The following is a 12,006-nucleotide window of genomic DNA, read 5'->3' as shown; positions in this document are numbered from 1 at the left end:
ATCGCTACAAACTCAATCGGCAAGGAGAGCCTTCTCATTCATTCTTAAATCTGCGAAAATTTTAGGACGTTATCCATTGTTATTAAATTCTGAACAGCAAATTCGTTCCATTTTGAACGACAATAAAACCGAAGTGGTGACTTTGCTTATTCCCGATTCCACTTTAGCGCGCTATGAGGAAAGAGAAAGGACATTGCTCCCGCGGAAAGTTCCGATTCTTTTGATGAGATATGGGAAATATTTAACTTCCGTAGGACGTTTGGGAAAAAAAGCAGGAAGAACCTTGTATCAACCCAGTATGGAAAATTCGAAAATGAAGCGGATGAATGTTCGGTTGGGGACTGCAAGCTGGAGCCTGTTAGGTGTTCTTGCGCAGGCTCATGGTGTGTCCCGCTGTTACCTCTTTAATTACCTTTTGTGGTTGGATGAGGTGGGAGTGGGAAGTTCTATCGTGTATTCTATGAATGAGGGAGCTCCCACATTTCACAGGAGTTACAGATATATCCTGCACCTCGATTTCTTAGAAAATACGCTCGTTCGAAGCCTGGAATGCGAACCATCTCATCTTTTTTCCGTTTTAGATTATAGAGACTGGTATACGTCCTAAAAGAACGACTGATTTCAGAAATTCCAAATCAGAAAGCCGGCTCACTTTCAAAAAGATATTCCGTTTTTTAACAACGGCCGTCCCAAGAAATCGTTTCATGTTCAGTTATAAAAAACGAATCTTCAAAGATAAAATTCATATAAGAATTTATGCAAAATTCCTAAACTGAATCAAAAGTTTGAGAATTCGGAAAATATCGACCGCAGCCGGTCAAGGAATCACTTTCTTAAAAACTCTTCGGGAAGTAACATAACGATCGATCCACCATTTCATAGAAATCTTATCGATGACGACCCCTCTCGTAGAAGACGCATGCGAAAATTCCTTGTCAGAGATGACCAGCCCGACATGCGTTATTTTACTTTGATTGGGAGAGGCTGAAAAGAAAATAAGATCGCCCGCGCGAAGACCTTCATGGGAAATATAACTCCCCGACTTCGCCTGATCTCTTCCCAAACGGGGAACTATTTTTGCCGGCACTCCCACACGAGAATCCGTTAACGAGCTAAATGTAAAACCGGAACAATCTACTCCTTTTTTCGAAGTTCCTCCCCAATAATAAGGAGTTCCTTGCCACTCTTTTATTACGGCAAATAGATTAGAAGAACGTAAAGTTTCCCATTCCGATTTACCGGGAGGGATCGGAGCGTCCGGTTCTACTTCCGGAACCAGAGGAGGTTCCGGAATATTTTCTTCAAAGCCGAACTTCGGCCTATCTCCGATTACGATTTCTCCAGCGGAATCCAATCCACTGTCCAATGTTCGCGCCGTCGCAATGGAAGCCGTCCAAGAATCCAAAGATTTGCTTTTTGTGCCTGAGTGGAGAGTTTTCAGTTGGGAAAGAAGATCGGAGGCAAGCGTATAACGATCGTTTGTTGGACTAAAAAAAATCGCTTGTCTAAACGCAGAATCCGTCTTTTCAAAGGAAGAAGTTCCCCCCTTCGACGGAAACAGACTTAAAATTCGAGAAGCGAGCCTGTTTTCCGGAATTCCGACATACTTTCCCGCGATCAAAGCTCTTCCTCCAGCCAAAATAGAAAAGCCGTCCCAACGTGATTTGAGAGCCGTGGAAAGAAATACGTTTCGAATTTCCTCTCTGACTCCGGCCTGATCGGTTTCTTTCACAAAAAGGGAAACAAGAACAAAATCCTTTTCCGAAAGTTTTTGTTTTGCGAGCGCTGGAATTGCGTCTTCAGACTCGGTAAAACGCATCCCGGAAAGCGAAACGTAGTATTGATTTACGATTAAGTCCGCGACCGCGTCCGGTGCAAGGCCTTCCATGATCGCCCAAGGAATCGTATTTTTCGTGATTTCAATCACCTTCGGATCGTTGGATCTCCCGCCAAGTCTTTGAAATACGGAATTCTTTATAAGAAGAGTTTGACCGGTTTCAAAATCCTCTTTGAGGAGATCGGAAAATGGGTCCGCGAAGACTTGAGTCTGAGATAGAAAAAGAAATGAAAGTAAAAATAAAATTCTATACACAATGATCTCCTAATATATTAAAAAAATAAATCACTGAACGATGTTTACAAATCTCCGCCGTGCATCCAGATTTGAAACTTCTTCCTCGCCAAATAAAGAACAAAACTTCCCGCAAGCGCAAGCCCTGCAAACATTCCGAAAAAGGAAGGAAAACTATCGGTGCTCATAAGACCTCCCAATTTTCCGGTAAGAATTCCACCGAAAAAACTCGAGATAAACCAGATTCCCATGAGAAAACCTCCGAGATGATTCGGAGCCAATTTTGTTACGAGCGATAATCCTACCGGAGAAGTAAACAATTCTCCGATCGTAATGAGCGCGACCATAAGAAGAATCCAGAGAACGGAAACTTTACTCTCGGGATGGAAATCATACGTAGCTCCGATCAGAGCCATATAACCAAGTCCTAATATTACAAAGCCGTAGGCGAATCTTGTGGATGTGTCGGGTTTCAGATTTTTTTTGGAAAGGAAAGTCCAAAACGAAGCAACTAAGGGGGCAAAAAGAAGAATCAAAAGAGGATTTAAGGATTGGAACAAAGGTGTCGGAATTTCATATCCGAATAGATTGCGATCCACGTGGCGATCGATAAAAAGATTCACGGAAGAACCGATCTGTTCAAAAACTCCCCAGAAAATGATCATAAAAGTTGCAAAGATAAAAATGACGACGACTCTCTCCCTTTCTTCCTTGGTCAAAGGCGTCGCCGTAGTCGATTGATTGAGGTGATCCTTCTTTCCTGGTTCGAATACGCTTTCAGGAATTATTTTCTGCCCAAAAAGAAAAATTAGAATTCCGAAAAAAACTCCGAAGGCCGCCACTCCAAAACCGTACCCCCAACCGAAAGCCGCGCTAAAATAACCGCAAAAAATCGGTCCGAGAAAACCTCCGAGATTGATTCCCATATAGAAGATCGTAAAACCGGAATCCTTCATCTGATTTTTATTTTCTTCAGCGTAAATTCTTCCCATAACCGTCGAAACGGTCGGTTTAAAAAAACCAACCCCGATGATGAGTAACGCAAGTCCTAAAAAGAAAAACGGTTTTGTTTCAAACGCAAGACTCAAATGACCGAACATTATCAGTGTTGTTCCGATGTAGATCGATACCTTAAAGCCGAGGTATCGATCGGCGAGATAACCCCCGATCAAAGGAGTAAGATAAACGAGCCCGATATAATAACCGTAGATATTCTGAGCTACTTCATCCGAATAATGAAATACCTTAGTCAGAAACAAAACGAGTAAAGCTCTCATCCCATAAAAACTAAAACGTTCCCATGTTTCGGTAAGAAAAAGAATTGAAAGCGCTTTAGGATGAGAATTTAAACTTTTGCTCTCGACGTCCATGTAGGTTCCTGAATATTTTCCTCTAAGTTCGCATAACGCGCGGCGACAAAAAAATAATCCGAAAGCCGATTCATAAAAATCATCGGCGGGGAAAGGATATCCAATCCCTCTTCTTTATAACGAACCATTTCTCTTTCCAACCGTCTCGAAACCGTTCTCGAAATGTGTAAAAATGAGGATGCCTTTGTTCCCCCCGGAAGAATGAATTTTTTTAAGGGAGTTAACTTCTCCTGCATCTGGTCGATTTCCTGTTCCAGAAAAGCGACGTCTATTTCCAAAATGCAGGATTCTTCCTTTGGCCGAAAACCTGCCAACTCCGAACCGAGCTCAAACAATAAGTTTTGTATCGTTTCCAAGGGAGAATGAAGCATACTTTCCTTGGGCAAAAACGCTTTCACCACTCCGATCGTGGAGTTGAGTTCATCCGCAGTGCCGTACAATTCTACTCGTCGATCCGATTTGAGAACTTTGGTTCCTGTCGCTAGGGACGTCTGCCCGAAGTCTCCCTTCTTTGTATAAATTTTCATGATTCCTAATTTCGTTCCTGAAATTCTCCCTCTTAAAAAGAGACAAAATACGATCAAAACATTCGGAAAACAGGATGAAAGGAAAGGATTTTTTTGGTGGGTAAAGGAAAAGAGTTGATTTTAAGCGGAGGCGTGGTTAATATTTTGACAAAACTTCCCTAAACTTAAGTTCGGCTCCCTCCGGATAAAACTTTAGGAAAAAAATATAAAAACTTTCCCCTCCGTTCCAAACAGAGTGGAAGTTCGCAGTGGATAAACAAAGGCAGTCAGCTGCCCCAAAACTTCGGCCCGGACGGATCCGGGCAACACGATACAGGGAGGTTGTGACAATGATCATCAATCACAACATAAGCGCGCTCCGTACGAATAATGTACTGAAGAGCGTAAATAAAGAATTGGATAAGACCATGGAGAAGCTCTCCACCGGACAGCGGATCAATCGCGCCGGCGACGATGCTCTCGGTTTTGCCATGTCCGAAAAGATGCGGACTCAGATTCGCGGTCTCGCCCAAGCGGAACGAAACGTGATGGACGGGGTTTCCTTCATTCAGGTTACGGAAGGAACTCTAGAACAGGTCAACAACATTCTGCAAAGGCTTCGAGAACTCTCCATCCAAACTTCAAACGGAGTCTATTCGAACGAAGATCGGAAACTGGTTCAATTGGAAGTCGACCAATTGATCGAAGAAGTCGATCGAATCGGCAAGTCGGCGGAGTTCAATCGTATCAAACCTCTTTCTGGAGATCATTCTAAACAGTCGAATAAACCGATTCAGCTTCAGGTTGGTCCAAATCAAAATGAAAAGCTGGATATCTTTATAGATTCTATGAATGCGACCGGTTTGCAATTGATGGCAAACGGCAAAAAACAAGCCCTCTCCTCTCCCGCCAGCGCGAACGCGATGATCGGAATCTTAGACACCGCAATTTCTAAGGTGAATCAGCAAAGAGCAGATCTCGGAGCTTATTACAATCGTTTAGAAATTACTTCTCAAGGATTGCAATCCAGCTATGTAAATATGGTCGCCGCTGAAAGCCGTGTGAGGGACGCGGATATGGCGGAGCAGATCGTAGATTATACGAGAAACCAAATTCTTACAAAAAGCGGCTCAGCAATGCTCGCTCAGGCGAACATGAGGCCTGATCAAGTCGTGAAATTGTTAAGCGACCGATTTGGTTGAAAGATTTCACTTTTAATCTTGTTTCAAAGCCGCCCTTCGGGCGGCTTTTTATTTAGAAAAACGCTCTTTAAGAAACTGATCTTCTTTGCGCAGAATCGATTTCTTACTTCTTCCCTTTCGATTCTTTCATCTTTGAATGATCGTGTTCCTTTCCAGAATTCGTCTCTTTTCCTTTTTTCGACTCTTTGTGCTTGGAATGATCCCCGTCTTTTCCGTGCTCGTGGTGTTTATCCATAGAATCTTTGTGACCGCCTTCGTGCGCGGACAATGCGGCCGCAGACAAGAATCCGATTAAGATAAGAATTTGAATCGTCTTTTGAATCATAGTTTTTCCTTCTTTGTCTGTTTTTTCTTCCGAGTTCTATTTTCGCTAATAAGATTTTCCGTATTTGAATCCGACATTTCTTCCCCTTTTTGAAATATCTTTTCCGCTTCCGGGAAATAGAATTTGAGCTGCAAGTCGTTTTGTTTCATCGGATTCCCAAATTTAAAAAGAGAGGAAAGTGTTCCCTGTTTCCACAGAAGGTAGATCGGAGGATAAACAAGCAATTCTAAAATAAAACTCGTAACGAGTCCTCCAACCATCGGCGCCGCGATTCGTTTCATTATATCGGAGCCGGTGCTCTGAGACCAAAGGATCGGCAAAAGCCCCATCATCGCGGCAAGAACGGTCATGATCTTCGGACGTACTCTGTGAACGGCGCCGTGTAAGACCGCGTCGATCCATTCTTCACGGTTGCGGAGTTTTCCCTTTTTCTTTGCGTCTTCGTACGATAAATCCAAGTAAAGAAGCATAAAAACCCCCGTCTCCGCGTCCAAACCCATGAGCGCGATCATCCCGACCCAGACCGCGACAGATACGTGATAGTCGAGGATATATAATAATCCGACCGCGCCGATCAGCGAGAAAGGAACTGCGAGAAGAATGATAAGAGTTTTTGCATAGGATTTCGTATTCGCATACAACAATAAGAATATAATAAAAATCGTAAGTGGGAGAACGTATTTCATCCTTTCTCGAACTCGTATCATGTTTTCGTATTGACCGCTCCATTCGAGGGAGTATCCGCTCGGTAAGGATATTCTCTCTGAAACGATTTTTTTGGCTCGATCGACATAACCTCCTATATCGGTCGTGGAAGGATCAACATAGACGTAACCGGCTAAAAACCCGCTTTCGTCGCGGATCATAGAAGGGCCGGCTTTGACCCGAATGTCCGCTATTTCGCTTAACGGAATGTGCCCAAAGGTGGCGGTAGGCACCAAAATCGATTTCATCTTTTCGACGGAATCTCTCAGCTCTCGCGGATAACGAAGATTCACCGAAAACCGTTCCCTCCCCTCCACTGTTTGAGTGATGGATTCTCCGCCGATGGCGGATACTACGATCTGCTGAGCCGCGTCCACGGTTATATTATATCTTGCTAAATTATATCTTTTTAATTCTAGGTCTAGATAATAACCTCCGGCAGTTCTTTCCGCGAAAACGCTCCTTGTTTCAGGGATCGACTTGAGAACGGATTCGATGGAAACGCCGATCCTTTCTATCTCTTCCAGAGACGTTCCCAATACTTTGATTCCTATCGGAGTTCGCATCCCGGTGCTCAACATATCGATCCTTGCTTTGATCGGCATAGTCCACGCGTTAGTCGCTCCCGGAAACTGCATCTCCTGATTTAAAATCGAGATCAATTCTTCCTTGGTGATTCTTTCCGACTTGAAAGGAAGGAACGGCAATTGCAGAATTCGAGGCCAGGAAGAATAAAAACGATCGGCCTTTCTCCATTCCGTTTTCGGGTGCAATAGAATGATCGTTTCCATCATGGAAAATGGAGCCGAGTCGGTCGCGGTATCCGATCGCCCCGACTTTCCGAACACACTTTTGACTTCCGGAATCGTTTTTAGTTTTTTATCCATCGCGGTCATAAGTTTTTCCGCTTCTGCGACTCCGATGCCGGGTAACGTGGTCGGCATATACAACAGGGATTCCTCGTCCAAGGGTGGCATAAATTCGGAACCCAACTGGAAATACAAAGGGATCGTAAGAGTGACCGAAATCAATCCTGCGAAAATCGTAATCTTCGGGTTGTGCAAAACCCAGCGACAAGCAGGGCCGTAAAAACGGAAAAGAATTTTACTGACCGGATGTTTTTCTTCCGGGTAGTATTTTCCAACTAAAAGCGCCGTTGCAATCTTAGAAAGAAGCGGGCTTTTGAAAACGAACGGATCCATTCTTGTAAAGAGCATTCGAAACGCCGGATCCAAAGTGATCGCTAGAAAAGCTGCTACGGCCATTGCAATGTTTTTGGAATATGCCAAAGGTTTAAACAACCTTCCTTCCTGATCTACGAGAGCGAATATCGGAAAAAAAGCAACGGCGATTACGAGCAACGAAAAGAATACGGACGGGCCGACTTCCAGAAGGGCTTCGAGTCGAACTTGGTGATAGTCGCCGATTCTACCGGAAATTTCCCATTCTTCCAATTTTTTATACGCGTTTTCTACTTCCACGATGGCGCCGTCCACGAGAACTCCGATGGAGATCGCCATTCCGGAAAGAGACATGAGATTGGCGTTGATATCCAATAAATACATCGGGATGAACGTGATCAAAACACTGATCGGAATCGTAAGAATCGGAATGATCGCGGAAGGAAAATGCCAGAGAAACAAAAGAATCACGGCGGAGACGATCAACATCTCTTCGAACAGCTTCCAGCGAAGAGTTGAAATCGCGCGTTCGATGAGTTCCGATCGGTCATAGGTCGTTACTAAATCTACTCCGGAAGGCAGATTCTTGCGGATCGATTCTATTTTTATTTTGACGCGATCGATGACGTTTAACGCGTTTTCTCCGTGTCGCATAACAATCGTTCCGCCGACTGCGTCGCCTTTTCCGTTTAAATCAGAAATCCCTCGCCTGATATCGGGTCCAAAGGAAACCGTTGCCACGTTTTTCACGAGAATCGGAGTTCCGTTGAGGTCGGTCCCCAGAGATATGTTCTCGATATCTTCCAAAGAGGAAAGATAACCCCGCCCTCGAACCATAAACTCTGCTCCCGAAAGTTCGACGAGTCTGCCTCCCGTTTCCTGGTTGCTTTCCCTTATTTTTCGCACCAAGGTTTCAAAGTCTATATTATAGGAACGTAAAGCGTTTGGTTGAAGAGTGATCTGGTATTGTTTTTTAAAACCGCCGATGGAAGCAACCTCCGAAACTCCCGGAACCGCGTTCAATTGATATCTGAGTTTGAAATCCTGATACGTTCTCAATTCGGAAAGCGAGGAAAGCCCGTTTGGATCCGTCAGAGCATATTGATAGACCCAACCCACGGAACTTGCGTCCGGACCCAATTCTACCTTCACACCAGATGGAAGGTTGGATTGAATCCGCGTAAGATATTCCGATACGCGAGATCGCGCCCAGTAGATATCGGTTCCGTCTTGAAAGATCACATAGACGTAAGAGAATCCGAAATCTGAGAATCCCCGCACTGCCTTGATTTTAGGGGCGCCCAAAAGAGACGTGATGATAGGATACGTTACCTGGTCTTCTAAGATATCCGGACTCCGATCCCACCGCGAATAGACGATCACCTGCGTATCGGAAAGATCCGGAATAGCGTCCAGGGGAATGTTCCTGAGCGAAACAAGAGATCCCAAAAGTAAACCGACCGTGATTAAAAATATTAGAAATTTATGATTTACTGAAAAACGAATGATATTTTGAATCATGGCAACCTCAATGATTGTGAAGAGCGGAGCCGAAACGGATTCTTGCTTCCGAATCGATCAGGAACGCGGATTCGGAGACGACTTTGTCGCCTTCCTTCAGACCTTCTTTGATCTCCGTCCAATCCCCGACGCTCAAACCCGTCTTTACCTGTGTTGCGAAAAATCGATCCGATTCCGTTTGAACGTAAACGATCTTATGAACTCCGGTATCTAAAATTGAAGAAGTCGGAACGCTCAAAATTTGTTTTAGAGGAATCTGGATCTCCAGATCTCCGAACATCTGAGGTCTTAGTATTTGTTTTTTGTCCTCCACTTCGCTTCGCAAACGTATGGTGCGACTGTTTTTGTCGAGGATCGTATCGACGCTCCGAATCGTTCCCGGAAAATTCAAATCCGGATAGACGTTCGTTTTAAACGAAATTTTTAAACCGACACGCACCGAAGAAAAATCGGACTCGTAAATTTGCGAATAGATATGGGCCCTTCCGAAACTTCCTCCGAGTATGAGTTCGGAAGGATCCCGCTTTCCCGAAGTCCAAAGCCGAATCTGATCCGGCGAAAGTCCCAATTGACGCAGGCGAATCTGAAAATTCTTTCCTTCGAAGGACGAACCGGCATCCGAAAGAAATTCGCGAGACCGAATCATTTCCTTATACTCGGTCAAAGCCGTGTACAATTCCGGATCGTACGCGACAGTCGAATACGCTGAGATTTTTTTTGTAAGATCTCTTCGCGTTACGAGTTCCGTTTTAATTCCGATGGACCGTTGTTTTTCCAAGGAAAGGGAAAGTTCGCGGTTCGAAGTGGAATCATTTTTTTTTGATTCGGAAGAGTCGCCTTTTTCTTCGCTAAAATCGTTTCGAGCGATATCCGAAGCATTCAGCGCATTCGATCCGGACGAGGAAGTCGAGTTATGATCCTCGTGATCTCCCTTCGACTTCTTTACAAGATCCATATTACAAATCGGGCAAGTTCCCGGTCGATCCGATATATAAGTCGGGTGCATCGGACAATAATAAATTTCTTTCTCCTTGACGCAGTTCGCCGTAAAAGCCGAAAGCAAAAGAATCGGGATCGAAAAACGAAGTAAGCATTTCATAGACGATCCCCCTCGTTCCCGTGCGTTGAATGTAAGTTTTTACTCGGATCGGTATGAATTCGGCTCAATATTCGAAGCACGTACAGGATCGATTCGTTTTTCCTTTCGATCAGATCTTCTTTGCGAATCTGAGCGTTGATCTTTTCCACTTCATTGTTGAGAATCTCAAGCGGATTTGACTTCCCGGGAAGATAAAGGGAAACGTTAGCGCGACGCGCTCTTTCCAGCTCCGGAATTAATTTTTTTTCGATAATCTCGATTTGTTTTTCGTAACCTCGAACAAGTTTCACGTTCCGGTTTAATTCCGAAACCACCTGCATTTTGACTTTTTTGGCGGATTCTTTTCCCGCGTCGGCTTCCCTTTCATATTGACCCGTAATACTCTCCCACTTGAGCGCGGACCAGACCGGAATTTTCAAATTTACCCCGAAGCTAAAGAGATCGCCTCTGTATTCGGTCGTGTCCATCAAACGATAATCGAGAGGACCACGATCGATCGCAAAGTTCTGATTTCTCCGATCCATATAGGAAACAAAAACCTCAGTCTGGGGAAGAAGTGAAAGTCTGCTCAGCTTTGCAGATTCCTTGAGCCTTTTTTCTCCCGTGATAAAGGATTTGTAATCCGGATTTACGCCGGCAACTTCCTCTAACGAATCGTTTAATCCGAGAATGGCATATTCATTTTCTTGAAAGTATTTATCCAAATTCAAAGAAGAAAAATCGGCGAAGGAAAGTCGTTCCTCGATTTTGAAATAATCCAATTGAGAGGAAAGGTCCTTTAGAGTTGTGTCATATTCCGTCTCCTTTTCAAAGGATTCCGTCTTTGCGATCGTAGCTTTGATGCTTTCGGCGAGGGATATGTTTCCGGAAGAATAGTAACTCTGAGAAATATTTTTTTGCGAGGAAAGAATTTGAATCATCTTGGAATTCAAATCTTTTTTGTTTCGAATTCTTTGATAACGATTGAGTTTAGATAAAAATTCTCCCAGAAGCCGATTGATTCCCGAAAGATAACTGAAACCCGCCTCTTTCTCCATATATTTCGAAATTTTTTGTTCAGTTCCTAATTTTCCCGGAAACGGAAATTCTTGGGAAATCGAAAATTCCACGCCGGTCATCGTCGGCGTATCCAAAGGACGATCGTTGAGTGAATAACCGTTTCGAGTGGGAAAGTTGCGATAGGCGATACCGATCTTCGGATCCGGAAGAATCCCGGTCGCTTCCGTATGAGATTGATGCGCGTGAGTCAAGTGTCCGAGCGATTTCGCTTCGGGGTGTTCTTTTGCAATCAGTTCTAAAACCGTCTGCACGTCTTTTTCTTCTCCAGCGATCGGTAAAGAAAAATAGAATATAAGAATAATAAGATATGTCCGTAGAGAACTCATAGGTTCCTCCTAATTTTAAAAAAGAAGAAGAATGAGTCGGATTAGATTCTAAAAACTTGAATTAGAGAAAGGACCGGTTTGAACTCGAGGACGGATAAACTTTGACTTCGATCGGTCTTTAAGAAGGAATCGTTAGGATTGAAAATCTGGTCGGAAGAAAACAAATACAAAACGAAAATTACGTTCGATTGTAAGAATTTCTGAATATCCAAACGAAACTCTAAGGAAGAATCGGTTTTTACGATATCGGTCGAACAACAAGGAGACGGAGATTCGGAAGAATCGTGATCGGAAGTTTTTTCGTGACAAGCCGGCGGCGACTGTTGGGAAGTCGTTTGCCGAGAATTTAGAATTTTCGCCGGACAGGCTCCGGAAAAATTCATCCAAGACGCGCAGATAAGATTGAATGCGATTCCAAAAAGGAAAAGTCCCCCGCTCCATCTACGAATCGTTACCATCTTGCCTATTGGACTTCGAAAAAAAGGAAATGGAAAGAAAAAAAGCCCGGAGATTCTTATCGAACACCCGGGCTTCAGAGTCGTACGGCGATTTATAACGGGAATTATAAATCCATTTTAGATATCGTTCTTTTCCGGCGATTGCTTAACTCTTCCGGCTGAAATTAAGGTCTTTCAGCCGGA

The 12,006-nt window shown here is 43.9% G+C and carries 10 protein-coding genes; 2 read left to right on the top strand and 8 right to left on the bottom strand.

From position 1 onward, the window contains the following. The first annotated feature begins 76 nt into the window (after positions 1–76). Positions 77–607, top strand: coding sequence for a DUF1564 domain-containing protein (locus tag CH376_RS17420; protein WP_100783688.1), 531 nt, complete (start codon positions 77–79; stop codon positions 605–607). 210 nt (positions 608–817) lie between these two features. Here the strand turns inward: CH376_RS17420 and CH376_RS17415 are convergent, their stop codons facing one another. Genes CH376_RS17415 through CH376_RS17405 form a run of 3 tightly spaced genes read right to left on the bottom strand, consistent with a single transcriptional unit; the run spans position 818 to position 3,968 of the window. Further along, on the bottom strand, positions 818–2,092 hold the full coding sequence (locus tag CH376_RS17415; RefSeq protein ID WP_100783689.1) for a C40 family peptidase: 1,275 nt from the start codon (positions 2,090–2,092) through the stop codon (positions 818–820). Positions 2,093–2,136: 44 nt separating this feature from the next. Beyond that, positions 2,137–3,441 (bottom strand): peptide MFS transporter, encoded by a 1,305-nt coding sequence (locus CH376_RS17410; RefSeq protein WP_100783690.1) that lies wholly within the window; start codon positions 3,439–3,441, stop codon positions 2,137–2,139. Beyond that, positions 3,417–3,968, bottom strand: coding sequence for a cob(I)yrinic acid a,c-diamide adenosyltransferase (locus tag CH376_RS17405; protein WP_100783691.1), 552 nt, complete (start codon positions 3,966–3,968; stop codon positions 3,417–3,419). The genes CH376_RS17410 and CH376_RS17405 overlap by 25 nt, the downstream gene beginning before the upstream one ends. A gap of 329 nt (positions 3,969–4,297) precedes the next feature. On the opposite strand from CH376_RS17405, the gene CH376_RS17400 reads away from it, so the two are divergent. Further along, positions 4,298–5,149: a flagellin N-terminal helical domain-containing protein gene (locus tag CH376_RS17400; RefSeq protein WP_100783692.1), complete on the top strand. Its 852-nt coding sequence runs from the start codon at positions 4,298–4,300 to the stop codon at positions 5,147–5,149. A 103-nt stretch (positions 5,150–5,252) separates the two neighbouring features. Here CH376_RS17400 and CH376_RS17395 read toward each other — a convergent pair whose 3' ends face one another. Genes CH376_RS17395 through CH376_RS17375 form a run of 5 tightly spaced genes read right to left on the bottom strand, consistent with a single transcriptional unit; the run spans position 5,253 to position 11,823 of the window. Then, complete coding sequence (locus CH376_RS17395) at positions 5,253–5,474, bottom strand: hypothetical protein (protein ID WP_100783693.1); 222 nt, start codon at positions 5,472–5,474, stop codon at positions 5,253–5,255. After that, positions 5,471–8,881, bottom strand: coding sequence for an efflux RND transporter permease subunit (locus CH376_RS17390; RefSeq protein WP_100783694.1), 3,411 nt, complete (start codon positions 8,879–8,881; stop codon positions 5,471–5,473). The genes CH376_RS17395 and CH376_RS17390 overlap by 4 nt, the downstream gene beginning before the upstream one ends. A 7-nt stretch (positions 8,882–8,888) precedes the next feature. Beyond that, complete coding sequence (locus CH376_RS17385; protein ID WP_100783695.1) at positions 8,889–9,980, bottom strand: heavy metal-binding domain-containing protein; 1,092 nt, start codon at positions 9,978–9,980, stop codon at positions 8,889–8,891. Beyond that, positions 9,977–11,365: a TolC family protein gene (locus tag CH376_RS17380; RefSeq protein WP_100783696.1), complete on the bottom strand. Its 1,389-nt coding sequence runs from the start codon at positions 11,363–11,365 to the stop codon at positions 9,977–9,979. Before CH376_RS17380 ends, CH376_RS17385 begins: the two co-directional genes overlap by 4 nt. Positions 11,366–11,406: 41 nt before the next feature. Continuing rightward, positions 11,407–11,823 (bottom strand): hypothetical protein, encoded by a 417-nt coding sequence (locus CH376_RS17375; RefSeq protein ID WP_100783697.1) that lies wholly within the window; start codon positions 11,821–11,823, stop codon positions 11,407–11,409. Positions 11,824–12,006: the final 183 nt, after the last annotated feature.

The sequence above is a fragment of the Leptospira adleri genome (assembly GCF_002811985.1).
Taxonomy (GTDB): domain Bacteria; phylum Spirochaetota; class Leptospiria; order Leptospirales; family Leptospiraceae; genus Leptospira; species Leptospira adleri.
Note: the sequence above shows the minus strand (reverse complement) of the source record. Positions and strands in the feature narration are given on the sequence as shown.